The 23,815-nt window shown below is 71.3% G+C and carries 24 protein-coding genes and 1 pseudogene; 4 read left to right on the plus strand and 21 right to left on the minus strand.

Going from position 1 to position 23,815, the window contains the following annotated elements; translation table 11 throughout:
• The first annotated feature begins 61 nt into the window (after positions 1-61).
• Positions 62-1,255 carry a TerD family protein gene (locus ACFZDI_RS27790; RefSeq protein ID WP_391254515.1) on the plus strand — a complete coding sequence of 398 codons (1,194 nt, stop codon included), beginning with the start codon at positions 62-64 and terminating at the stop codon, positions 1,253-1,255.
• Positions 1,256-1,304: 49 nt separating this feature from the next.
• On the opposite strand, the gene ACFZDI_RS27795 is transcribed toward ACFZDI_RS27790, so the two are convergent.
• The 6 genes from ACFZDI_RS27795 to ACFZDI_RS27820 all read right to left on the minus strand — a co-directional run bounded on the left by ACFZDI_RS27795 (position 1,305) and on the right by ACFZDI_RS27820 (position 8,859).
• The gene (locus tag ACFZDI_RS27795; RefSeq protein WP_234850471.1) at positions 1,305-1,886 is read right to left on the minus strand and encodes a TetR/AcrR family transcriptional regulator; all 582 of its coding nucleotides are present in this window, start codon (positions 1,884-1,886) and stop codon (positions 1,305-1,307) included.
• Positions 1,887-1,961: 75 nt separating this feature from the next.
• Positions 1,962-2,987 carry a substrate-binding domain-containing protein gene (locus ACFZDI_RS27800; protein WP_391254039.1) on the minus strand — a complete coding sequence of 342 codons (1,026 nt, stop codon included), beginning with the start codon at positions 2,985-2,987 and terminating at the stop codon, positions 1,962-1,964.
• A 362-nt stretch (positions 2,988-3,349) separates the two neighbouring features.
• Positions 3,350-3,754 (minus strand): VOC family protein, encoded by a 405-nt coding sequence (locus ACFZDI_RS27805; protein WP_234850473.1) that lies wholly within the window; start codon positions 3,752-3,754, stop codon positions 3,350-3,352.
• A gap of 155 nt (positions 3,755-3,909) precedes the next feature.
• The gene (locus tag ACFZDI_RS27810; protein WP_391254042.1) at positions 3,910-5,493 is read right to left on the minus strand and encodes a TROVE domain-containing protein; all 1,584 of its coding nucleotides are present in this window, start codon (positions 5,491-5,493) and stop codon (positions 3,910-3,912) included.
• A gap of 341 nt (positions 5,494-5,834) precedes the next feature.
• Positions 5,835-7,283 carry an alkaline phosphatase PhoX gene (locus tag ACFZDI_RS27815; protein WP_391254044.1) on the minus strand — a complete coding sequence of 483 codons (1,449 nt, stop codon included), beginning with the start codon at positions 7,281-7,283 and terminating at the stop codon, positions 5,835-5,837.
• Between the two features lie 157 nt (positions 7,284-7,440).
• On the minus strand, positions 7,441-8,859 hold the full coding sequence (locus ACFZDI_RS27820) for a hypothetical protein (protein WP_391254046.1): 1,419 nt from the start codon (positions 8,857-8,859) through the stop codon (positions 7,441-7,443).
• 313 nt (positions 8,860-9,172) lie between these two features.
• Between ACFZDI_RS27820 and ACFZDI_RS27825 the strand changes: the two genes are divergently transcribed.
• Positions 9,173-11,002 carry an endonuclease/exonuclease/phosphatase family protein gene (locus tag ACFZDI_RS27825; protein ID WP_391254048.1) on the plus strand — a complete coding sequence of 610 codons (1,830 nt, stop codon included), beginning with the start codon at positions 9,173-9,175 and terminating at the stop codon, positions 11,000-11,002.
• Between the two features lie 52 nt (positions 11,003-11,054).
• Here the strand turns inward: ACFZDI_RS27825 and ACFZDI_RS27830 are convergent, their stop codons facing one another.
• The 3 genes from ACFZDI_RS27830 to ACFZDI_RS27840 form a co-directional block, all read right to left on the minus strand.
• The gene (locus ACFZDI_RS27830; protein ID WP_391254049.1) at positions 11,055-11,741 is read right to left on the minus strand and encodes an antibiotic biosynthesis monooxygenase; all 687 of its coding nucleotides are present in this window, start codon (positions 11,739-11,741) and stop codon (positions 11,055-11,057) included.
• A gap of 374 nt (positions 11,742-12,115) precedes the next feature.
• Complete coding sequence (locus tag ACFZDI_RS27835) at positions 12,116-12,484, minus strand: DUF3618 domain-containing protein (protein WP_391254051.1); 369 nt, start codon at positions 12,482-12,484, stop codon at positions 12,116-12,118.
• Complete coding sequence (locus tag ACFZDI_RS27840) at positions 12,481-12,900, minus strand: phage holin family protein (protein WP_234850480.1); 420 nt, start codon at positions 12,898-12,900, stop codon at positions 12,481-12,483. Before ACFZDI_RS27840 ends, ACFZDI_RS27835 begins: the two co-directional genes overlap by 4 nt.
• A gap of 269 nt (positions 12,901-13,169) precedes the next feature.
• Here ACFZDI_RS27840 and dapA point away from each other — a divergent pair.
• Positions 13,170-14,019: pseudogene (dapA, locus tag ACFZDI_RS27845) on the plus strand (4-hydroxy-tetrahydrodipicolinate synthase).
• Here the strand turns inward: dapA and ACFZDI_RS27850 are convergent.
• From ACFZDI_RS27850 to ACFZDI_RS27875, 6 genes are all read right to left on the minus strand, one after another.
• Entirely contained in the window at positions 14,020-15,231 is a 1,212-nt protein-coding gene (locus ACFZDI_RS27850; RefSeq protein ID WP_391254052.1) for a WD40 repeat domain-containing protein, read from the minus strand.
• Positions 15,228-15,785: a SigE family RNA polymerase sigma factor gene (locus ACFZDI_RS27855; protein ID WP_391254054.1), complete on the minus strand. Its 558-nt coding sequence runs from the start codon at positions 15,783-15,785 to the stop codon at positions 15,228-15,230. The genes ACFZDI_RS27850 and ACFZDI_RS27855 overlap by 4 nt, the downstream gene beginning before the upstream one ends.
• 161 nt (positions 15,786-15,946) lie before the next feature.
• Entirely contained in the window at positions 15,947-16,177 is a 231-nt protein-coding gene (locus ACFZDI_RS27860; RefSeq protein ID WP_234850926.1) for a hypothetical protein, read from the minus strand.
• Between the two features lie 161 nt (positions 16,178-16,338).
• Positions 16,339-17,328: a 2,3,4,5-tetrahydropyridine-2,6-dicarboxylate N-succinyltransferase gene (gene dapD, locus ACFZDI_RS27865; RefSeq protein ID WP_234850925.1), complete on the minus strand. Its 990-nt coding sequence runs from the start codon at positions 17,326-17,328 to the stop codon at positions 16,339-16,341.
• 130 nt (positions 17,329-17,458) lie between these two features.
• A complete protein-coding gene (locus tag ACFZDI_RS27870) occupies positions 17,459-18,007 on the minus strand; it encodes a TetR/AcrR family transcriptional regulator (RefSeq protein WP_391254057.1) in 549 nt (182 codons plus the stop codon).
• A complete protein-coding gene (locus ACFZDI_RS27875) occupies positions 18,007-18,327 on the minus strand; it encodes a multidrug efflux SMR transporter (RefSeq protein WP_234850426.1) in 321 nt (106 codons plus the stop codon). The genes ACFZDI_RS27870 and ACFZDI_RS27875 overlap by 1 nt, the downstream gene beginning before the upstream one ends.
• A 202-nt stretch (positions 18,328-18,529) precedes the next feature.
• On the opposite strand from ACFZDI_RS27875, the gene ACFZDI_RS27880 reads away from it, so the two are divergent.
• Entirely contained in the window at positions 18,530-19,366 is an 837-nt protein-coding gene (locus tag ACFZDI_RS27880; RefSeq protein ID WP_391254059.1) for an AbfB domain-containing protein, read from the plus strand.
• Positions 19,367-19,423: 57 nt separating this feature from the next.
• Here the strand turns inward: ACFZDI_RS27880 and ACFZDI_RS27885 are convergent, their stop codons facing one another.
• From ACFZDI_RS27885 to sufD, 6 genes are read right to left on the minus strand one after another with little or no spacing between them, the layout of a single operon-like run.
• Positions 19,424-19,756, minus strand: a complete 333-nt coding sequence (locus ACFZDI_RS27885; protein WP_003989431.1) for a metal-sulfur cluster assembly factor — start codon at positions 19,754-19,756, stop codon at positions 19,424-19,426.
• Entirely contained in the window at positions 19,753-20,223 is a 471-nt protein-coding gene (sufU, locus tag ACFZDI_RS27890) for a Fe-S cluster assembly sulfur transfer protein SufU (protein WP_033310795.1), read from the minus strand. Before sufU ends, ACFZDI_RS27885 begins: the two co-directional genes overlap by 4 nt.
• Positions 20,224-20,238: 15 nt before the next feature.
• Positions 20,239-21,495: a cysteine desulfurase gene (locus tag ACFZDI_RS27895; protein ID WP_234850424.1), complete on the minus strand. Its 1,257-nt coding sequence runs from the start codon at positions 21,493-21,495 to the stop codon at positions 20,239-20,241.
• Entirely contained in the window at positions 21,492-22,256 is a 765-nt protein-coding gene (gene sufC / locus ACFZDI_RS27900) for a Fe-S cluster assembly ATPase SufC (RefSeq protein ID WP_234850423.1), read from the minus strand. The genes ACFZDI_RS27895 and sufC overlap by 4 nt, the downstream gene beginning before the upstream one ends.
• A 7-nt stretch (positions 22,257-22,263) precedes the next feature.
• Positions 22,264-22,581 (minus strand): non-heme iron oxygenase ferredoxin subunit, encoded by a 318-nt coding sequence (locus ACFZDI_RS27905; protein ID WP_086561395.1) that lies wholly within the window; start codon positions 22,579-22,581, stop codon positions 22,264-22,266.
• The gene (sufD, locus tag ACFZDI_RS27910; protein ID WP_391254060.1) at positions 22,578-23,762 is read right to left on the minus strand and encodes a Fe-S cluster assembly protein SufD; all 1,185 of its coding nucleotides are present in this window, start codon (positions 23,760-23,762) and stop codon (positions 22,578-22,580) included. Before sufD ends, ACFZDI_RS27905 begins: the two co-directional genes overlap by 4 nt.
• Positions 23,763-23,815: the final 53 nt, after the last annotated feature.

Consider the following 23,815-nt stretch of genomic DNA (forward strand, 5'->3'; position numbering starts at 1 on the left):
GATTGGCCGCAGGGTAAGGGAACGGCAAAGTCGCCTCGCTCGTTCACCCGGCATGACAGCTATGACCCCCGGCTCGAACATCCCCCTGTCCGCCGCCCGCGTGACGGTGGACGTCGCCGCCCCGGTGCGGCTCGACGTATCGGGCCTGCTGCTCACCGCCGACGGCAAGGTGCGCTCCGACGACGACTTCATCTTCTACAACCAGCCGTCGGGCCCGGGCGTGACGTACCGCTCGGGCGGCGGCAGCGCCCCCGACGCGATCACGGTCGACACCACGGCCCTCCCCCCGGGCATCGAGAAGATCGTCGTCACGGCGAGCCCGGACGCCGTGGGCCAGACCTTCCAGGGCATCGAGCCGACGGCCACCCTCCGCAACGCGGACGACGGCTCCGTCCTGGCCACGTTCACACCGCCGCAGCTCGGCAGCGAGACGGCCCTGGTGATCGTGGAGGTCTACCAGCGAGGCGGCCAGTGGAAGGCCCGCGCCGTCGGCCAGGGGTACTCCAACGGCCTCGCGGGCATCGCCACGGACTTCGGAGTCACGGTGGAGGAGCCGGCCGCCGCCCCGCCCCAGCCGGTGACCCCGCCGGCCCCTGTGCAGCCGCCCGCCCCGCCCGTCTCCGCCCCCGCCGCTCCTCCGGCCCCGGCCACCCCTCCCCCGCCCGCGCCCGGCGCCGGGAAGATCAACCTCGACAAGGGCCGCGTCAGCCTCCAGAAGAACCAGACGGTCTCCCTGATCAAGGGCGGCCGCCCGCTGCTCTCCCAGGTCAGGATGGGTCTCGGCTGGGAGCCGGCGTATCGCGGCAAGGACATCGACCTGGACGCCTCGGTCATCGCCTACGGACCGCAGCGCAACCACATCGACAGCTGCTACTTCGGCAAGCTGCAGATCGTGGGCGGCGCCATCCGCCACTCCGGCGACAACCTCACGGGTGAGGGCGGCGGGGACGACGAGACCATCATGGTCGACCTGGGCCGCCTGCCCCAGGAGGTCACGGGCCTGGTCTTCACGGTCAACTCGTTCTCGGGCCAGAAGTTCACGGAGGTCGCCAAGGCCTACTGCCGCCTCCTGGACGGCACGACCGGCGAGGAGCTGGTCCGTTTCGACCTGACCTCCGCCGAGCCGCAGACGGGCGTCCTGATGGCCAAGCTGATCCGCCAGTTCTCCGGCGAGTGGGAGATGACGGCCATGGGCGACTTCGTGAAGTCCCGCACGGTCAGGGGGATGGTGAAGCCGGCGGCCCAGGCCCTGTAAGCCACCGCACCGGCCTCCGGGGACGCCCCCGCACCAGGGGGCGTCCGGCTCACCGGCTCACCGGCGCCGCTCCCAGCCCCTCCATCAGCAGCGTCAGATACCGCCGGACGTGCCGGTCCTGCCCGTCCGCGAGTTCCGACGCGGTCGCCACGCCGTGGGCCAGCCGCAGCACATCGATCGCCTCGACGTCCGTCCGCAGCGTGCCCTCGGCCTGCGCCGCCCGCACCAGCCGCCCCGCCGCCGCCTTGACCGAGTCGCCGCAGGCCGGGTTCACCAGGGATCCCGCGTCCGTGACGGCCGGGCCCAGCAGCGCCTTCAGACCCCGCATCCGGATCATCCCGACGCCCAGTTCGTACAGCCACTCCCGCAGCGCCGCACCCGGCGGCAGTTCGCTCGCCAGCACCCCGGCCCGGGCCGCGATCGCCTCCACGCGGTCCAGATACGCGGCCTCCAGCAGCGCCTGCCGGGTCGGGAAGTGCCGGTACAGCGTGCCGGATCCGACCCCGGCACGCCTGGCGATGTCATCGAGCGAGGCGCCCTCCCCGTGCTCGGCGAACGCCTCGACGGCCACCCTCAGCAACCGCTCGTGGTTGCGCCGGGCATCCGCCCGCATGGGCCTGACCTGCGCCACGCGCCCCCTCCTCACCGACCGGGTCTCTCCTGCGCACTTTACCGAGACGGCGTCAGGGCCCCGGCGAGCCTCCGCTCAGGCGGAGCCGCGCAGCACGAGCTCGGGTGTCACCCACGCGTCCGCGCCCCGCAGCGGCTCCTCGCCCGCGCGCAGCCGGGCCACCTGTTCCACGGCCAGTCGTCCCAGCTGCCGCTTGTCGATGTGCAGGGTGGTCAGGGCCGGTTCGACCAGCTCGCCCAGCGAGAGACCGTCGAAGCCGATCACGGCCAGGTCGTCCGGAACGCTCCGGCCCCGCCGGCGGGCGGTGCGCATCGCCCCGATCGCGATCAGGTCGTTGAAGCCGAAGACCGCGGTGACCTCGGGCCGCCGGGCCAGCAACCGCTCCATGGCGGCCTCGCCACCCGCGACGCTGTGCTCGGGGCACGTCACGACCCAGTCCTCGTCGACCGCCAGACCGAGCCGCCGCGCCTGATCCAGGAAGGCCTGCCTACGGGATCCGGGGCCGTGCACGCCGTCCAGCATCCCGATCCGACGGTGCCCCGCCCGGAACAGATGGGTCATGCCCTGCTCGACACCGGCACCGGCGTCGATGCCGACGGCGGCGAACCCGGTCTGCTGCGGGCCGCGCTCCAGCAACACCAGCGGCACGCCCCCGAGATGCCGGGTGAGCACGTCGTCCGGGTCCTTGAAGTAGCCCATGACCGCGTCCGCCTGGTGGGAGAGCACGTCGAGCGCCTCCCGCTCCCGCGCCTCGTCGATCCGGGAGTCCCATACGACGACCTGCCAGCCACGCGCCTCGGCCGCCTCCAGCACCCCGGCGGCCACCTCGGGGAAGAAGGGGTTGCGCAGGTCGGGGATGACCAGGCCGGCCGTCACGGCGCCCTTCTGCACGAGCCCCCGCGCGAACCGGCTCGGCCGGTAGTCGAGGAGCCGCGCGGCCTCCAGGACCCGCTCCTTGGTGCCGGGGTCGATCTCACCCTTGTCGTTGACCGCCCGGGAGACCGTCTGCCGTGACACCCCGGCCAGGCGGGCGACGTCGTGGATCGTGGCCCGACGCCGGACACCGTCGGGCCGCTCGGCAGGCTGATTGTCCGTCCGCACGTCCAGCACTGTATCCGGCACGGAAGAGCACGCTGCCGCCCCGCACTCGCCCGAGGCCGGGGCGATGCGCAACTCGGCGCGACGGGGTGCCTCCCCAAGCTCTCGGCTTCGCTCGAGCGGGGACCCCCATCGCCCGCCCGTGCCGCCCCCAGCGGCACATCCATGCCCGCAGCTGGGGGGGGTGAGCCGAGATGCACCCGCAGCCGCCGTCGGACGCAAGGGGACTTGTCGGGGGGTGTCCGCCGCCCGCAGCGGTTGGCGCGTCAACGCCAGTCAGTCGGTACGAAGGCCCGTCGCGCCGTTCCGAGGCCCCCCGACACGTCCCCGACCAACCACCCGGCGTGAGGCGAAGACGCACCCTCTCAGTCACCGAGCTCGGTGAACAGCGTCAGCTGCAACGCACCCGGCGCTTCGAGGCGCGAGTTCAGGGAGTTCCAGGGCGTCCGGGTCGGCTCGGCCACGACCTCCGCCCCCGCTGCGGCCAGCTTCGCCGTCGTGGCGGCGGAGTCGTCCACCTGGAAAGCGACCCGGATGTGCCCGGCCACCCGCCGCCCCACCTCGACCTCGTCGATGAACGCGGCATGGTTCGGATCGGTCAGCTCCAGCGTGGCCCGCCCGGCGTCGAGGATCGTGACCCGCCCGTCCTCCGAGGCGAACGCCCCCTGCTCGGGCAGACCGAGCACGTCCCGGTAGAAGTGCAGCGCGGCGTCGTAGTCCTCGGCGGTCACGACCAGGCGGAGTTCACGGACAGCGGGCTCGTCGGACATGCCGGCACCTCCAGGCCGTCGGTTGTCCGGCACAACCGGCAACCCCGCCGGATGATTCCCGCCCCGCCGACGCATGGACAAGGCCCAGCCCGGCCCCGCCCGGGTGCGCACAAGGCCGTGGCCCGCACTCCCCACGCGGTGCGGGCCACGGTCTCTCAGGCCGCCCAGGGCCAGTCGGCGTCCCGGGAGGCCTCGATCAGCGGAACCATCCGGAACGCCGCGTCCGAGAGCCCTCCGAACGTGTGCCGGTTGCCGGTGCCCGACGGGCCGTGGCCCGCCCGGTACCCGGCGAGGTTCCAGGTGTAGACCGGCACGTCGGCCGGTACCTGCTCGGTCGGGTCGCCCCGGTGGTGGTGCGTGTACTGCTCGTCGGTGACGATCAGCACCCGGTCGTGCTTCTTGTAGTGCCGGCGCACCGCCTCCGTCGTGTCGGTGCCGCCCAGGTCGCCGAAGCGGCCGAGGACCTTCAGCACCGACTCACCGTGGCGGAACGTCACGCGCTCGCTCGTCGAGCCGAACTCGACCAGGTCCGCCCGCTCCGCCCGCAGCGCCAGCGCGGTGCCGAAGATCGCCGCCGCGTCGGCCCGGGTCAGCTCCGAGCGGTCGGACAGCCGCGACCAGAACATCGAGCCGGAGCGGTCCACGAGCACCAGCGTCCGGCCGGGCAGCGCGGGCACGTTGGCCAGCGAGTGGCCGAGTGCCTTCTCCAGCGCGTACGACCAGCGCAGCGACGGCGCGTGCTGGTAGGCGGCGAGGTAGCGGAAGGGGAACTGCCGCGAGCGGGCGACCTCCGCCGGGTCGCTGATCCGCGCGGCGACCCGCTCGGCCACCTCGTCCGAGACCCCGGCCTCGTCGAAGTTCCGCAGGTTGCGCACGAGTGCCATGGTGCCCATGGAGGGGATGACGGCCTCCCAGGCCGCCTTGTCCATCGGCCCCTGCAGCCAGCCCGCCAGCGCCTCCCAGGTCATCCCGGCCGCGGCCAGCCGCTCCGCGCCGCCCTCGGCGGTCACGACCGCGCGCCGGTCCTCCACGGGCAGCGCCATCAGGTCGCGGTGCGCGCTGAGGACGTGGTCGGACGCGGGTGGCACGGCGGTGTCCGGGTGGTGTCGGCGGTCGAGGGCGTACCGGAACAGCTCGCCCTGCCACGGCTTGGCGGGGTCGGGTGCCGCGTGCACGAGGTTGAGGATGTCGCCGAAGCGGTAGCCCTTGGAGGCGGTGTCGTACTTCAGCAGCGCCTTGCCGTGGTACAGGCGGCGCACGGCGTCCGCGACTCCGCGCTTGACGGGCTTCGGCACGTTCCGCCCGTACGTCGCGGTCCAGTACGCGAGCAGCTCGCCGGGCTCGTCGGGCCGCTGCAGGACGGAGGTGATGACCTGCCGGTTGGACGGGCCGTCGGTGGCGTCCGCGTCCAGGCGGGCCTTGACGTACTCGGCGGCACCGACGACCGAGGCCGTGCGCAGATTGCCCGGGCCGCGCAGCCAGCCGAGCAGACCGGCCGTCCACTCCGGGTCGGTCACGGCGAGTTCGCGCACGAGCCGCCGGAACCGGTCGTCGCGGTCGGCGCCGGTCTCGTAGAAGGTCTGCTGGGAGACGAAGTTGGCGACGGCGAGCAGGAAGAGCTCGGAGCGGGCGTCCCGCTCACGGCCCCGGCCGCCCTCGTAGGTGCGCAGCACACGCCCGGTGGACGTCACACGCGAGACGGGACGCGCACGGGCCGCCTTGGAATTGAATCGCGCCATGGTGAATTCCCCCGAATTCATTCGCATTTCGGAGGAGACGCTGCATGCGGAAAGAGGTGGGTGCCCGAGGACAGAAGTCGGCAACGGACTAATTCAGATGCTCTACCCATTGAGCTACAGCGACCCGAAGTCGCTGACGGGACTCGAACCCGCAACCCTCCGATCCCAGGAAGTAACCGTTGCCTGCGCACCGGGCACCCACCACATGCTGCGCCTCCCGAGATCAAGTCGGCGGCGGCGTGGGATTCTTTGGAAGAGAAGTAGCCGCTGCCATCGCACCGGGAGGTGCGTGACGTTGTGATCTCACTGTAGGAGGCGCAACTCGGGAACTGCGAGCGAATTTACGACCGCTTCTGGCGCTTCCAGGGGCCGGTGACGGCGAGCATGATGCCGGGCGTCTGGATGTTGGCGTACAGGGTGCGGCCGTCGGGCGAGAAGGTGACTCCCGTGAACTCGCTGTACTCCGGCTCCTCGGCGGTGCCGATGTTGAGCTCGTTGCGGGCGATCGGGTAGGTGCGTCCGCTGTCGGTGGCGCCGAACAGGTGCTGCACGCCTTCCCCGTCCTCGGCGATGACCAGGCCTCCGTAGGGCGAGACGGTGATGTTGTCGGGGCCGTCGAACGCGCCGTCCTTCGACGGGTCGGGGTTCACACCGAGGAGGACCTTCAGCGTCAGCGTGCGGCGCTTGGGGTCGTAGAACCAGACCTGGCCGTCGTGCTGGACCGGGCTCTCCGCACGGGCGTAGGAGGACACGATGTAGGCACCGCCGTCGCCCCACCACATGCCCTCCAGCTTGCGGGCGCGGGTGACCTCGTCGTCCTTGAACTGCTTGCGCACCGGGGTGGTGCGGGCGTCGCGGTCGGGGACGTCCACCCAGTCGACGCCGTAGACGGTGCCGATCTTGGTGGCGCGGGACAGGTCGTCGACGAACTTGCCGCCGGAGTCGAAGCACTTGGGCGCCTGGAGGACGCCGGCGTCGTCGGCGAGCTTGCGGAACCTGCCGGGGCCGTAGGTGAAGTCCTTGGGCGGGGTCCAGCGGAAGAACAGGCCGTTGGGCCCGGCGGCGTCCTCGGTGAGGTAGGCGTGGCCGCGCTTGGGGTCGATGACGACGGCCTCGTGGTCGTAGCGGCCGAAGAACTTCAGCGGCTTGGGGCTGCGGTTGGCACGCCGGTCGCACGGGTCGACCTCGAACACGTAACCGTGGTCCTTGGTCATGCCGTTGACGCCGGCCTTGTCGGAGTTCTCCTCGCAGGTGAGCCAGGTGCCCCAGGGGGTGCGGCCGCCGGCGCAGTTGGTGGAGGTGCCGGCGATGCCCACCCACTCGGCGACGCGTCCGTCGGGCCGCACCTCGACGACGGTGCAGCCGCCGGCGGCCGCAGGGTCGTAGACGAGGCCCTCGGTGAGCGGCACCGGGTGCTCCCATTTGGCGCGCGGGCCCTTCAGCTCGTGGTTGTTGACGAGCAGGGTGGTGCCGCGGGGGCCGTCGAAGGCGGCGGTGCCGTCGTGGTTGGAGGGTGTGAACTCGCCGGACTCCAGCTTGGTCCGGCCGCTGTAGGTCACGATCTCGTAGGTGAAGCCGGCGGGAAGGGCGAGGATGCCCTCGGGGTCCGCGACGAGCGGCCCGTAGCCGACTCCGTGCCGCGCGTCCGCCGCCCCGTCCGCCGCGCTGACGGTGTCGTCGGAGGCGAGGGCGTTCGGGGCGGTGGCGAGGGCGCCGACGCTGCCCGCCAGCGCGACACCGGCCCCGGTGATCGCGGAGTTTCTGGCGAAGTCCCTGCGGGTGAGCGACATGGTGTTGTCTCCTGAGACGGTGAGTATGCCGTGGGAGGTGGCGGACCTCGTTCGGCGAAACCGTCCCGCTCATCCGTGAACACCAGTTGAACAACACCCCAGGGGCGCGGGGAACTGCGCGACAAGCCGAGACGACGCCCGCGCCCGCGAGACGGGATCAACCGCCCTGCTGGGATCGCGCCTTGAACGCCGCCTTCCGCGCTTCCTTCGCCACCTTCTTGTCGGGATGCAGCCGCCCCATGGCTTCCAGCACATCGGCGGTCGCCGGATGATCGACCCGCCACACGGCCGCGAAGAACCCACTGTGCTGCTGGGCGAGGCCCTGCACCAAAGCCCGCAGTTCCTCCGAGTTGCCCTCGGCTGCGAGCTGCGCGGCCACCGTGTCGATGGTCAGCCAGTACACCATCGCCTCGGACGGCGCGGGCACGTCCGCCGCGCCGTGCTCGGTCAGCCACACCCGGGCGAGCCCGCCCAGCTCGGCATCGTCGAGCACCTCCCGCAGGGCGGGCTCGGCCGAAGCACCGACCAGTGACAGGGCCTGCTGGCACCGCAACCGCCGCAACGGCGCCCCGGCGTCGGCACCTCGGGCGGCCGCCAGCAACTCCCGTGCCGCGCTGAGCGGTTCCCGCCGCCGCAGCCACTGCTCGGTCTCGGCCTGCGCCGCGCCCGGCGGGAACTGCGCCGTGCCGTCGAGCAGTGCGTCGGCCCCCTTGTCCGCGAGGTCCCCGACGGCCGGCGCCTCGAACCCGGCCTCCAGCAGCCGCGCGCGCATGCCGTACAGCCCGAGCGGGGTGAGCCGGACCATGCCGTAGCGGGTGACATCGGTGTCGTCGACGGGCGCCGCGGGCTCCTCGTCGGCGTCGGCCATGAGCGCCTCGTCGACGGGCTGGTACTCGACGAACCCCACGGGCTCCAGCATCCGGAACTGGTCGTCCAGCCGCATCATCGCGTCGGACACCTGTTCCAGGACGTCGTTGGTGGGCTCGCCCATGTCGCTGGGGACGATCACCGAGGCGGCGAGCGCCGGCAGCGGCACCGGGGCGGCGTCGGGCGCGTCCTCGCCGGCCGTCAGCAGGTAGAGGTTGCCGAGCACGCCGTCGAGGAACTCGGCCTCGCCCTCGGGGTCCCAGTCGAGGGCGGAGAGGTCGACCTCGCCGTCCTCGTCCACGAGTCCGTCCAGGTCGGGGACGCTCGCGTCGGCGAGCACGGTCTCCAGGGCGGCGCGCCACACGGCGAGCACGTCCTGCGGCGAACCACCCGTGAGCACGGCCAGGTCCGCACCGGCGGTCACGGTGCCCTCCTGCTCGTCGACGATCTCGACGAGCCCGGCGTCCACGGCGACCCGCCACGCCTCGCTGGCGTCGGCCGCGGCGTCCTCCCCGCTCAGCCCGAGCGCCTGCGCGGCCGCGGGCAGTTGCTCGTCCACGAGCCCTCCCCCGGCGTCGACGCGGGTGTCCGGCCCGGCCCAGCGGGCGAGCCGGGCGGCCCGGGACAGCAACGGCGTGGACAGCGCATCGCGCGCCAGCTCCGCTTCGTTGTGCAGCCGCACCGGCGGCAGGGGGGAGCTGTCTGACATCGGCTGGTTCTCCTAGCGCGCCTCATGTGACTCAACCGCTCAGCCTAGACGGATATCCACCCATGCCGCCCACTTCATCTCCCCGTCGACTGCCGTACATGGCCGAAACCTTGACAAGTGACATGCACAGGCTGGAGATTGACGCGCGTAGAAGTCGGCGGACAGTTGTTCACCGGGCCGGCCCCACCAGGCCCACCCGTCCGGACCTTCTACGCGCGTCACCGCATCCGCCCCACAGGTAGCGACTGTCCAGCCTTTCCACACGTCTCCGCCCTCGTCCCGGCGCCCTGTCACGTCCCCGGAGGGAATCCCGTTGCCGAGCAAGTCGTCCGCGCGTCTCGCCGCGCTCACCGTCGCCGCCGCGTGCTCCGCGGCATCCACGATCGTTCTCACCGGCCCCGCGCACGCGGAGTCGGTCCGCATCCACGACATCCAGGGCAGCACCCGGATTTCCCCGTACGCCGGGAAGCAGGTCACGGACGTGGCCGGAATCGTCACCGGCATCCGGACCTACGGCTCGTCCCGCGGCTTCTGGATCCAGGACCCGACCCCGGACGCCGACCCGGCGACCAGCGAGGGCGTCTTCGTCTTCACCGGCTCCGCGCCGAAGGGGGTCGCCGTGGGCGACTCCGTGACGGTGAGCGGCACGGTCACGGAGTTCGTCCCGGGCGGCGCGAACTCCGGAAACCAGTCCGTCACGGAGATCACCAAGCCGACGACCACCGTCGTCTCCAGCGGCAACGCCCTCCCCGCCGCGACGGCGATCACCTCCCGCTCGGTACCGGCCGCCTACGCACCGGCCGGTGACACCGCAACCGGCGGATCCATCAACGCGCTGCCGCTGAAGCCCGCCGCGTACGCACTCGACCACTACGAGGCGCTGGAGGGCATGTCCGTCCGCGTCACCGACACCCGCGTCGTCGGCGCCACCGACCCGTACACCGAGCTGTGGGTGACGGTGAAGCCGCACGAGAACCGCAACCGCCACGGCGGCACGGTCTACGGCTCCTACGACGACCAGAACACGGGCCGCCTGCAGATCCAGTCCCTCGGCCCGACGGCGGACTTCCCCAAGGCGAACGTGGGCGACACCCTCACCGGCACCACCGCGGGCCCCCTGGACTACAACCAGTTCGGCGGCTACACCCTGGTCGCGAGCGAGCTCGGCACGCTGAAGAGCGCGGGCCTGGAGCGCGAGACGACCCGCGGGCAGCGCTCCTCCGAACTCGCCGTCGCCACCTACAACGTCGAGAACCTCGACCCGTCCGACAACACGTTCGCCGCGCACGCCGCCGCGATCGTGAACAACCTGAAGTCACCGGACATCGTGTCCCTGGAGGAGATCCAGGACAACAACGGCGCGACGAACGACGGCACGGTCGCCGCCGACCAGACCCTCACCAAGCTGATCGACGCGATCGTCGCGGCCGGCGGCCCGAAGTACGACTGGCGCTCGATCGACCCGGCGAACAACACCGACGGCGGCGAGCCGGGCGGCAACATCCGCCAGGCGTTCCTCTTCAACCCCGAGCGCGTCTCCTTCGCGGACCGCGCGGGCGGCGACGCCACGACGGCCACCGCCGTGACGAAGATTCGCGGCAAGGCCCACCTCACCCTCAGCCCCGGCCGCATCGCCCCCGCCGACGAGGCCTGGAAGAACAGCCGCAAGCCGCTGGCCGGCGAGTTCGTCTTCCGCGGCCGCACGGTCTTCGTGATCGCCAACCACTTCAACTCCAAGGGCGGCGACCAGGGGCTGACCGCCCAGTACCAGCCGCCGTCGCGCAGCTCCGAGACACAGCGCCACCAGCAGGCCACCCTGGTGAACGCCTTCGCCAAGGACATCCTCGACACCCAGAAGAACGCGGACGTCATCGCGCTGGGCGACATCAACGACTTCGAGTTCTCGCAGACCGCGAAGCTCCTGGAGGGCCGCGGCGAACTCTGGTCCGCCATCAAGTCGCTGCCGCGCAGCGAGCGTTACTCGTACGTCTACCAGGGCAACAGCCAGGTCCTCGACCAGATCCTGATCAGCCCGTCGATCCGCCGCGACTGCGACTTCGAGTACGACAGCGTGCACGTCAACGCGGAGTTCAACGACCAGATCAGCGACCACGACCCGCAGATCCTGCGCTTCCGCCCGTGACACCCCGTGGGGCCGGCCGGGCGCGGTGCCCGGCCGGCCCCACGCGCACGGTTCAATCCGGCACCAGCCCCAGAGCGTGCTCGTACCGGCTGCCGGTGACCTTCCGCAGCCCCGGATACGTCCGCACCCGCTCCCAGGAGTCCGTCGACGGCGTGGCCATCGCCGCCTCGTAGGCCCCGGTGCTCTCCCACTCGGCGTAGTTCAGCACGTGCCCGCCGTCCGTACTGAGGTGGAAGTGCGCCGACAGCAGCCCCGCGTGCCCCGCCGGATCGTCGCCGAGCCCCTTGACCACGAGGTCGACCCACTCCTCCCGGCGCTCCCGCGCCCCGTCCTCGAAGTCGATCCGCACGGTCACGATCAGACCCGGCACCCGCGCGTCCCCGACGGCACGCTCCCGGCTCCGGTAGCGCCGGTACCGCCCGAGCCCGACCCGCTCGATCCCCGGCACGGCCGTGTCGATCTCATCGACCCGTTCCTGCCGGTGCGTCCGGACGAAGGTCTCGTACGCCTGCTCGCCGGTCCACTGCGAGTAGTGCATCAGGGTGGACCCGTCCTGCCCCGCGTACACGTGATACGCCAGCAGATCCCCGGCGGGCCAGGGCCGCCCCTCCCAGGCCCGCCCGATGGCCTCCACCGCCTGCCGCTGCCGCTCGGGGGTCCCCACGCGCCATGTACTGAAGAGGGGAGCACCGACACGGGGGGCGGTCGGGTCGGGGTGCAGCTCGGTTCGACGGCTCATGAACACTCCAGTCGTAGCGCCGGTCGCGAACACACCCCACTTTTCAACCTCGACCAAGCTTGAGGTCAAGCGACCGGCGTGGTGACTGGGGCCGGGTGGTCCGCATACCCGGCGGGGCGGGGTGCGCCGCGCCGATCCGTGCCGCCCCCAGCGGCACGCATGCCCGCAGGCTGAGTGGACCGGCACCCGCGTACGGCGAGAAGGGGACGTGTCGGGGGGTGTCCGCCCGCAGCAGTTGGCGCGTCGACGAACAGTCAGTCGGCACGCAAGCCCATCGCGCCGTTCCGAGGACGGACACCCCCCGACGCGGCCCCGACCCTCATCCCACGGAAGGCGAAGACGCGCACCCCTGCTCCCCGCACCGGAAACACCACTCAGTGCCCGTGCGCATGCCTCCACCGCAGCACCCCGACCGCCACCACGGCCCCCGCCGCCCCGGCGACCAGCACCGGCTTCGGATGCCGCATCCCGGCCTGCACAACAGTCCGCACCGGCCGAGGCCCCGCGTGCGCCGCCCTGTCCTGCACGGTGTGCCCCGCCTGCGCCGCAGTGCTGCGCAACTGCACCGTCATCGCCCCGGCCTTGTCCCGCAGATCAGCGGCCCGCGCCCGCGCACGCCCCTTCACATCCGCCTTACCGGCCAATTCCTCCACGGTGTTGCCCAGTGCCGTACGGGTCCGCTCGATCTGCCGCCGCAGCTCATCGGGCCCCTTCGCCCCACCCGTCGCGTTCGCGTCCGTCATCGGTGCGCCCTCTCCTTGATCTCCTCCACGTCCGCCCTGACACTGCCGAGAGCCTGCTCGGGTGTGGGCGGAGCGGCCTTCCGCAACTGCGCCCGCCCGGTCGCCGCCAGCACGGCCGCGATCACGAACAGCACTCCCGTGACGATCAGCGCCGCGGCCCACACCGGCAGGACCAGCGAGAGCGCGGCGACACCGGCCCCGGACAGCACGAGCAGCCCGGCGTACGCGACGGCGCCCGCCGCCCCGAGCAACCCGCCGCCGCGCCCCGCACGCCGCCCCTTCTCCGCGAGCTCCTCCTTGGCGAGAGCCACTTCCTGCCGCATGAGCGTGGAGAGCTGCTCCGTGGCCTGCCCGACGAGCTCACCCACGGAACGGCGCTCGTCGTGCACGGCCCGATGATCGATGGTTCCGGTCACGGTGCCTCCTCTCGACGTCAGGGAACACCGGGTACCCGAACGCCCCCGCTGCGAACGCGGCACCGTAAGCCCTGACACTTCGCCACACTGAAGCGTCCCTTACCTGTAATCGGCAGCAAAATTAAGTAGAGCTACACAAATGCGCCACCGACACTACTCCCATGACCCCACAGCCACCCGCACCACGCCACCCGGCATCACCCCACCCGGCGCAACACCACCCGGCATCGCCCCACCCCGCCCCACCCCTGGGCCGCACCCTCTGCGCCATGATCCCCCCCTTCACCCCGTCCGGCACCGTGGACCTCGACGGCGCCCAGCACCTCGCCCGCCACGTCGTGGCGCACGGCTGCGACGGCCTTGTCCTCTCCGGCACCACGGGCGAATCCCCCACCACCTCGGACACCGAGAAGTCCGACCTGGTCCGAGCCGTCCGCGAGGCGGTCGGCGACCGGGCGAAGGTCGTCGCAGGCATCGGCACCCCGAACCCCCCACACCGCCGAACCGGCCAGGGAGGCCCAGAAGGCGGGCGCGGACGGCCTGCTGGTGGTGGCGCCGTACTACAGCAGGCCCCCGCAGGAGGCGATCGAGGCCCACTTCCGGGAGATCGCGGACGCCGGTGACCTCCCGCTCATGGTCTACGACATCCCCGCCCGCACCGGCACCCGCATCGAACCGGAGACGCTGCTCCGCCTAGCCGAGCACCCCGGGATCGTCGCGGTCAAGGACTGCTCCCACGACTTCCTGGGCGCCCAGAAGGTGCTGTCCCGCACGGCCCTGGCGTACTACGCGGGCTGCGACGAGCACAACCTCGCGCTGTACGCCGTCGGCGGCACCGGCTACGTCAGCACGGTCGCGAACGTGATCCCGGACCGTCTGCGCGCGGTCCTGGACGCGTTCGACGCGGGCGACACGGCCCGGACGGCACGCCTCCAGCAGCGTGCCACCCCCCTCATCGAGGCGATCACGGCGGCGGGCCTGCCGGGCACCGTCACGGCGAAGGCGCTCATGAACGCCCTGGGCCTCCCGGCGGGCCCGGTTCGCAGGCCTCTTCAGCCCGTCGGCCGCGGGACGGCCGACGCACTGCTCTCGCTGCCCGCCGACCTGATCAGCACGTGATCACCGCTGGGCGAACACAGGCTCCCACCGCCCCTTGGTGTTGTCCTTGGGCGACCGGAAATCGCTGAGCGGCGTGGTCTTCTCGCCGCCGATGGTCACCAGGACCAGCCGCTGGTGGTACTCGTTGCCGTCCTGCCCGATCTCCCAGGCGACGAGCGAGTTCCCGTCCGCCCAGGCCAGCAGCTGCTGCCCGCGCACCTCGCGCTGCTTCCCGGTGCGGGCGTCGAGGACGAAGGACGACGTCTTCCACTTCCGTCCCGCGAACTGACCGGCGACGAGCCGCCCGTCCGGTGAGACCCCGGCGTCGACGAACCAGTCCCGGTACTTCTCCAGCGACGGGGCGGGGACCTCCTTGCCGGTGAAGTCGTAGAACTTCTTGCCCGGTTCGGTGGGCATCCCGGACCAGGCGAGCCGGCCGTCATGGGTGAACCCGAAGTCCTGGCGGGAGTTGAGGAACGCGTCGGGGTCGTGCGCGCCCCCGCCGAAGTCCACCCCGGCCCACGAACTGCTCCCCGAGGCCACGTCGACGACGTGGAAACCGGTCCGGTCCGACTCCGTGAACGGGGCGTCCCAGCCCTCCGACCCGTCGATCTTCACCCGGCGGTCGGGATTCTCGCTGTACGCCGTCGCGACGAGCTTCCTGCCGTCGGGGGAGAACTCCACTCCCGCCACCGGCCGGTCGACCGGGATCCATCGCTTGACCTGCCCGCTCGCCAGATCGAGCAGCCCGATCCGGGGTACGGGCAGATCCCGCTCCAGGACGGCGGCGGTCCGCAGCCCGGGGGCGACCGCGACGTAGGACCACCGGTCGTCCTTCGCGTACTTCTTCGTGGCGGGGTTCAGCAGCCAGTACGTGCGCTCCGCGACGGCCCGGTCGGCGGACCGCTCGACGTTCCTGGTGGTGTAGTACGCGGCCAGCGCGACCCGTCCGGCCGCGATCAGGTCGCGCGGCGGCGACTGGTCGGGGTGGGCGGTGATGCCGGTCTGCTCCACCCCGCCCGAGGGGCGTACGTCCTGCTTGCCCGAGTCCAGCGTCGGTACGGCCACGGCGACGGCCACCACGGCGACGGCCGCGGCGGCCGCGGTCGCGAGCCGGCGGCTGCGCCGGCGCCGGCGCACGGCCAGCACCTGGTCGGCGAAACCGGGGGCCGTGGGCGGCTGCTCCTCGGCCTGGTCGCGCAGGGCGTCACGCACGAGTTCGTCGACGTTCACGGACGCACCTCCAAGGGCGAGTAGTCACGGGAGGGCCGCTGCTCGGCGGCGGCCGGGCCGAGGGCGGCCAGTTCGGGTGCGAGGGCGCGCAGCCGGGCGAGGGAACGGTGGGTGGCGGAGCGTACGGTGCCGACCGAGCAGCCCAGGATGCGGGCCACTTCGGCCTCGGGGAGGTCCTCGAAGTAGCGGAGGACGAGCACGGAGCGTTGCCGGGCGGTGAGCCGGGCCAGCGCGCCGCGCATCACCAGGCGCAGTTCGGCGGCACCGGAGGCGTCCGGGGCGGTGCCCGTCTCCGGGGGTTCGGCGACGCTCAGTTCGCGCCTCGGCCACTTCAGCCGCCAGCGGCTGACCTGCTGGCGGTAGAGGACCTGCCGTACGTAGGCCTCGGGTTCGTCGATGCGGTGCCAGCGGCCCGCCGCCTTGATCAGCGCGTTCTGGAGCAGGTCCTCGCCCGCGTGCCGGTCGCCGCCGCTGAGCAGGACGGCGGTCTTCAGCAGCGCGGACGACCGGTTCGCCACGAACTCCCGGAAACTCTCCTGCGCTTGGGCATCCATCGTCACCTTCGCTCTCCCCCGGGGGCGGGCCCTGCGCCCGCCCCCCGTACTCCTTGTGACGCGTGCGGGGGCGGCCCGCTATGCCACCCGGGGAGAACAGACGCGGGACGGCCCGCACCGCAGTCCTCTGCGGCACGGGCCGTCCCGTCTGCCCTGCCCGTTCAGTTCCAGGCGTATCCGTCCCCGAACAGCAGCGTGTGCTCCAGCACGTCCTCCGCCGGGTCGTCGATCTGTCCGGCGTTGACGTTGACCAGACCGACCCGGTGGCCGTTGTGGGAGCCGGTGTTGGTCTCGTCGGCGTGTGCGGCCCCCGCCGGCAGCCAGCACACCCCCAGCGCCACGACGGCCCCCACCAGCAAGCGCACCCCGGCCCGCCCTCGCTCGTTCCTCATGCCCCGGTCCTCGTTTCGTCGGTTCGGCGAATGATCGGACACTGCGTCCACCCGTTCATCCGCCGAACCCACCGCGAGGTCACGCCGAGTCATCCGTACGGGATCATGCCGGGACCGCCGGTCGTGGCGTGGGGCGTGCGGTCGTGGCGTGGGGCGTGGTGTCAGTTGTGGCTGTGCAGGATCTCGTTCAGTCCGCCCCACACCGCGTTGTTCGGGCGGGCCTCGACGGTGCCGGTGACCGAGTTGCGGCGGAAGAGGATGTTGGAGGCACCGGACAGCTCGCGGGCCTTGACGATCTGGCCGTCGGGCATGGTGACGCGGGTACCGGCGGTGACGTAGAGGCCGGCCTCGACGACGCACTCGTCGCCGAGAGCGATGCCCACGCCCGCCTCGGCGCCGATCAGGCAGCGCTCGCCGACGGAGATGATGACGTTGCCGCCGCCGGAGAGGGTGCCCATCGTGGAGGCGCCGCCGCCGATGTCCGAGCCGTCGCCGATCACGACACCGGCGGAGATGCGGCCCTCGACCATCGACGTGCCGAGCGTGCCGGCGTTGAAGTTGACGAAGCCCTCGTGCATGACGGTGGTGCCCTCGGCGAGGTGGGCGCCGAGGCGGACCCGGTCGGCGTCGGCGATCCGGACGCCCTTGGGGGCCACGTAGTCCGTCATGCGCGGGAACTTGTCGACGGAGGTCACCTGGAGGTGCAGGCCCTCCGCGCGGGCGTTCAGGCGCACCTTCTCGAGGTCGTCGACGGCGACCGGGCCGAGCGAGGTCCAGGCGACGTTGGCGAGGAAGCCGAAGATGCCGTCCAGGCTCTGGCCGTGCGGCTTGACCAGGCGGTGGGAGAGCAGGTGCAGACGCAGGTAGGCGTCGTGCGCGTCGATCGGCTTCTCGTCGAGCGAGGCGATGACCGTGCGGACCGCGACCACCTCGACGCCGCGGCGGGCGTCGGGGCCGATCGCCGCGGTCGCGCCGCCGCCGAGCAGCTCCGCGGCACGCTCGGCGGACAGCCGCTCGGTGCCGGACGGGCCGGGCTGGTCGGCCAGCTCGGGCGCGGGGAACCAGGTGTCGAGAACGGTGCCGTCGGCGGCGATCGTGGCGAGGCCGGCGGCCACGGCGCCGGTCGTGCGAGGAGCAGTCGTGTCGGTCATGAGGGCAACCTAACCGGCGGACACGGGTGGATGCGAACCGGTACGGGGGCATCTCACGGGGCGGGCGGTATCCGCCCGGCAAAGCCGCCCCTCAGCAGCACGGACGCCACGAGCCCCGCCCCCGCCCGCCTCACCCGCCCGCCCCCGTCGACACCCGCCTCAACACCTCCCGCGCATACCCCTCGTCGTACGGCACTCCCGTCAGCAGCACCTGGAGGCAGATTCCGTCGACGACCGCCACCAGCGCCCGGGCCGTCACCGGATCGGTGCGCCGGGACAGCACCTCGGCGATGCCCGCGGCCCATTCGGCGGCGACGGGGCGCAGCGCGGGACGGCGCAGTGCGGCCAGGTACAGCTCGTACTCCAGCTCCACCCCCGTGCGGTCGCCCGCGAGCCACTCCCCCATCAGAGCGGCGAGTTCGGAGGGGAGGTCGGCGCGGGGGTCCTCCAGGCCGCCGCGTGCGGCGACCACCTTGGCGAAGCCCTCATTGGCCTGCCGCAGCGCGGCGATCAGCAGTTCGTCGAGGGTCTTGAAGTGGTAGGTCGTCGAACCGAGCGGCACGTCGGCTTCCGCGGCGGCGCTGCGGTGGCTCAGCCCGGCGATCCCCTTCGTCCCGACGACCCGGATCGCCGCGTCGATGATCCGCTGCCGCCGCTCGGGGTCGTGGCGCCGGGCCATCAGTGCGCTCCGCCCAGGTTCAGCACCACGACCCCGGCGATGATCAGCGCGATCCCGGTGGCCTTGGCGAGGGTCATCCCCTCCCCCAGGAACGCGATCCCGATCGTGGCGATGGCGGCGGTGCCGACTCCGGCCCAGATCGCGTAGGCCGTGCCGACCGAGACGGTCTTGAGGGTCTGCGCGAGCAGCGCGAAGGAGACGACGTATCCGAGGACCGTGACCAGCGACGGCCCGAGCCTGCTGAAGCCGTCGCTGTACTTCATGGCGGTGGTCGCACCGACTTCGGCGGCTATGGCCCCGGCCAGCAGCAGATATCCCATATGTACGAGCGTACACAACCATCTGTACAATCGTACACAACGGCACCTTGATCACGAGGGGACACCGCTCTCGCAACGGAGAGAAACCGCTCTCATCAAACGCGTCACAGGCGCACCGGACGTCCACTACGGTGTCACCGGTCAAACACCGGGTCACCACAACTGCGCCGCCGTCAAGGGTGCCCCGCCGGAGGAACAGCGCATGGCAGCAGACAAGTCCCGGCCGCCTCAGGACCACCCCTGGGAGAGCGGCTGGGCACCGGACACCACCCGGGCGCCGGGGACACGACGTCTCTGGCTGGCGGGTGCGCTGGCCCTGGCGACGATCACCGCGTGCGTCACGGCCGTCACCGTGATGAACAGCGAGTCCAAGGAGCCGGACCACCGGGCGGCGGAGCCGAACACACTGAGCAGTTCGGCCCCGGGCGGCCTGATCTCCTTCGCGACCCCCTCCAAGGGCGCCGCCGCGAAGCCCGGCGCGGACCGCGCCGAGCCGTCCCCCACGCCCACCTCCGGCACTCCCACGGCCTCACCGAGCCCGAAGAAGCCCCAGACGAAGGCCCCGAAGCCGCCGAAGGGGTCCACGGCCCCGTCGAAGCGCCCGGAGCCCCCCGCCGCCCCCGGCATATCCATACGCGCGGTCAACTTCCAAGACCGCTACTGGCGGGTGCGCGACGGCTATGTGCGCCTCGACCAGATCGGCTCGGGCTCCGAGCAGCGCGAGGACGCCACCTTCAGGCGCGTCGCCGGCCTCGCCGACCCGTCCTGCTACTCCTTCACCACCGCCGACGGCCGCTACCTCCGCCACCGCAGCTTCGTCCTGGTCGCCGACGGCAACGACGGCTCGTCCCTGTTCCGCCAGGACGCCACGTTCTGCCCCCGGGTCTGGTCCCGCTCGGGAACCCTCACGCTGGAGTCGGTCAACTACCCGGGCCGCTTCCTGCGCCACCGCAACTTCCGGCTCCGCCTGGATCCCTTCGAGAACAGTCACCAGTACTACTCGGACGCGTCGTTCCAGATCGTGTCCGGCCTGGGCTGAGCATGCGTGAGGGCGGCACCCGGACAGGGTGCCGCCCTCAGTCGCGTGCAGCGGATCTCAGACGTTGAACCCGAGCGCCCGCAGCTGCTCGCGGCCGTCGTCGGTGATCTTGTCGGGGCCCCACGGGGGCATCCAGACCCAGTTGATGCGCAGTTCGCTCACCAGGCCGTCCGTGGCGGACTTCGCCTGGTCCTCGATGACGTCCGTCAGCGGACAGGCCGCCGAGGTCAGGGTCATGTCGACGGTCGCGATGTTCGACTCGTCGACGTGGATGCCGTAGATCAGGCCGAGGTTGACGACGTCGATGCCCAGCTCGGGGTCGACGACGTCCATCAGGGCCTCGCGGAGTTCCTCCTCCGAAGCCGGCTTCATCTCCACGGTCTCGCTCATGCCGTCGTCTCCTTCTCGGCGTCGGCTCCGCCCAGCACCTGGGCCGTCGCGTCCTTCCAGGCCATCCAGCTCAGCAGGGCGCACTTCACCCGGGCCGGGTACTTGGACACCCCGGCGAACGCGACCGCGTCCTCCAGGATGTCCTCCATCGCGTCGTCGGGTTCGAGCTTTCCCTTGGACTGCATCAGCTCCAGGAAGGTCTCCTGGATCTTCCGCGCGTCGGAGAGGTCCTTGCCGACGAGGAGGTCGTTCAGTACGGACGCACTCGCCTGGCTGATCGAACAGCCCTGGCCCTCGTACGAGACGTCCTCGATCGTGGTGCCGTCGTACTTCACGCGCAGCGTGATCTCGTCACCGCACGTCGGGTTGACGTGGTGCACCTCGGCGTCGCCATCCCGCAAGCCCCGCCCGTGCGGGTTCTTGTAGTGGTCCAGGATGACTTCCTGGTACATGGAGTCCAGTTTCACCGTCTAGCACGCCCCTCAGCCGAAGAAGTTCCGTACGTGCTCCAGGCCGTCGACCAGTGCGTCGATCTCGGCCGGCGTGGAGTACAGATAGAACGACGCTCGCGTGGTCGCAGGAATTCCGTAGCGCAGGCAGACCGGCCGCGCGCAGTGGTGGCCGACCCGGACCGCGATGCCCTGCTCGTCGAGGACCTGGCCCACGTCGTGCGGGTGGATGTCCCCGAGGGTGAAGGAGATCGCCGCGCCGCGCTCCTCGGCCGTGGTCGGGCCGATGATGCGCAGGTCGGGGACCTCCAGCAGCCGCTTGACCGCGTACTCGGTGAGGGCGTGCTCGTGGGCGAGGATCTTGTCCATGCCGATCGAGTTGAGGTAGTCGATCGCCGCGCCGAGTCCGACCGCCTGGGCGATCGGGGGCGTGCCCGCCTCGAACTTGTGGGGCGCCGGGGCGTAGGTCGAGGAGTGCATCGACACCGTCTCGATCATCTCGCCGCCGCCGAGGAACGGGGGCAGGTCCTCCAGCAGCTCCTGGCGGCCCCAGAGGACGCCGATACCGGTCGGGCCGCACATCTTGTGGCCGGTGAAGGCCACGAAGTCGGCCTGCAGGGCCTGTACGTCCAGCGGCATGTGCGGGGCGGCCTGGGAGGCGTCGACGCACACCAGCGCACCGACCTCCTGGGCGCGGCGCACGATCGCCTCGACAGGGTTCTGGGTGCCGAGGATGTTCGAGACCAGGACGAAGGAGACGATCTTCGTCTTCTCGGTGATGATCTGATCGATGTTCGACAGGTCGAGGCGGCCGTCGTCGGTGAGGCCGAACCACTTCAGCTTCGCGCCCGTGCGCTGCGCGAGCAGCTGCCACGGCACGATGTTGGAGTGGTGCTCCATCTCCGTGATGACGATCTCGGTCTCGGAGTCCACGCGGTAGGGCTCGTCGGCCCAGCCCAGCATGTTCGCCACGAGGTTGAGCGACTCCGAGGCGTTCTTGGTGAAGATCACCTCGTCACGGCTGGGCGCGTTGATGAAGTCCGCGACCTTGTCGCGCGCACCCTCGTACAGCGCCGTGGCCTCCTCGGCGAGCACATGCACACCGCGGTGGACGTTGGCGTTGTAGCGCTCGTAGTACTCGCTCAGGGCGTCCAGCACCTGGCGCGGCTTCTGCGAGGTCGCCGCGTTGTCCAGGTACACCAGCTTCCGGCCGTCGTGGACCTGACGGTCCAGGATGGGGAAGTCCTTGCGGATCGCCTCTGTGTCGAGGAGGCCCGGCAACTGCGTCACGCGGATACGCCACCCTTCGTGTATGCCTCGTAGCCCTCGTTCTCCAGCTTGTCGGCGAGCTCGGCACCGCCGGACTCGACGATGCGGCCACCGGAGAAGACGTGCACGTGGTCGGGCTTGATGTAGCGCAGGATGCGCGTGTAGTGGGTGATCAGCAGCGTGCCGACCTCACCCGTCTCGCGGACGCGGTTGACGCCCTCGGAGACGACGCGCAGGGCGTCGACGTCGAGGCCGGAGTCGGTCTCGTCGAGGATCGCCATCTTGGGCTTGAGGAGCTCCAGCTGGAGGATCTCGTGGCGCTTCTTCTCACCGCCGGAGAAGCCCTCGTTGACGTTGCGCTCGGCGAAGGAGGGGTCCATGTTGAGGCGCTCCATGGCCTCCTTGACCTCCTTCACCCAGGTGCGCAGCTTGGGGGCCTCACCGCGGACGGCGGTGGCGGAGGTGCGCAGGAAGTTCGACACGGAGACACCCGGGACCTCGACCGGGTACTGCATGGCGAGGAACAGGCCGGCGCGGGCGCGCTCGTCGACGGACATCTCCAGGACGTCCTCGCCGTCGAGGGTGACGGTGCCGCCGGTGACCGTGTACTTCGGGTGACCCGCGAGGGAGTAGGCGAGGGTCGACTTGCCGGAGCCGTTGGGGCCCATGATGGCGTGCGTCTCGCCCTGCTTCACGGTGAGGTCGACGCCCTTGAGGATCTCCTTCGTGGCGTTGTCGGCCTCGACGGTGACGTGCAGGTCTCGGATTTCAAGCGTTGCCATGGGTGCCTCAGGACTCCTGGGTGAGGGAGACGAGCACGTCGTCCCCTTCGATCTTTACGGGGTATACGGGGACGGGGCGCGTCGCCGGAAGGGCGTCGGGCTTGCCGGAGCGGAGGTCGAAGCGCGAGCCGTGCAGCCAGCACTCGATGTGGCAGTCGTCGACCTCGCCCTCCGACAGGGAGACGTTCGCGTGCGAGCAGATGTCGTGGATAGCGAACACCTCGCCCTCGGTCTGCACGATGGACAGGGGCGTGCCGTCGAGCTCCACCCGTTTCGGGGTGTCCTCCTCCAGCTCGCCCAGTCCACAGGCGCGTACGAAGGTCATGCGACCGCCGCCTCCAGCTCCTCCTCGATCCTGGCGATCAGACGCTCCTCGATGTCGGGGAGGCCGATCTGCTGGACCAGCTCGGCGAAGAAGCCGCGGACCACCAGACGGCGGGCCTCGTGCTCCGGGATGCCGCGGGCCATGAGGTAGAAGAGCTGCTCGTCGTCGAAGCGGCCGGTCGCCGAGGCGTGGCCGGCGCCGACGATCTCGCCGGTCTCGATCTCCAGGTTCGGCACGGAGTCGACCCGGGCGCCGTCGGTGAGGACGAGGTTCCGGTTCATCTCGTAGGTGTCGGTGCCCTCGGCCTTGGCCTCGATGAGCACGTCGCCGATCCACACGGCGTGCGCGTCGTCGCCCTGGAGCGCGCCCTTGTAGACGACGTTGGACTTGCAGTGCGGGACGTTGTGGTCGACCAGGAGGCGGTGCTCCTGGTGCTGGCCCTGGTCGGTGAAGTACAGGCCGAACAGCTCGGCCTCGCCGCCGGGGCCGGCGTACCGAACGCGCGGGTGCAGCCGGACGACGTCGCCGCCGAAGGTGACGACGACCGACTTCAGGGAGGCGTCGCGGCCGACGAGCGCGTTGTGCTGCGCGACGTGGACGGCCTTGTCGTCCCAGTCCTGGACGGAGACGACGGTGAGCTTGGCACCGTCGCCCAGGAGGTAGTCGACGTTGGCGGCGAGCACCGCGTCACCGGTGTGGTCGATGACCACGACGGCCTCGGCGAAGGCGCCCAGCTCGATCACCTGGTGGCCGAAGGCGGTGCCGCCCTCGCCGTGCACCGAGATGCGGACGGGCTCGGTGAGGACGGTCTCCTTGGGGACGGTCACGACCGAGGCCTTCTCGAACGCCGAGTAGGCCTGGGCGGCGACGCGGTCCACCGGGGTGCCGGCCTTGCCTAGCCGCGCGTCGTCGCGGCCGACGGCCTCGACGGTGACGCCCTCGGGGACCTGGACCTCGACCTTCACGCCGTTGCCGGTGGTGACGGCGGTGCCGTCGTGCAGACCGCGCAGGCGCTCCAGCGGGGTGAACCGCCACTCCTCCTCACGGCCGTGCGGGACGGGGAAGTCCGCCACGTCGAAGGAGGGGGGCGCGCTCATGCGGGTGGCGACGGTCGACTCCGCGGCGACCGCGATCGAGCCCGCGGTCGTGGATCCCACGGGGATGTTCTGGGCCTCAGCCATGGCTGTCGTAGTGCTCTCTTTCCTGAATGGACGTCTGCTGTCGAGGGGGGCGG

This window comes from Streptomyces sp. NPDC007907, assembly GCF_042959365.1.
GTDB lineage: Bacteria > Actinomycetota > Actinomycetes > Streptomycetales > Streptomycetaceae > Streptomyces > Streptomyces indiaensis.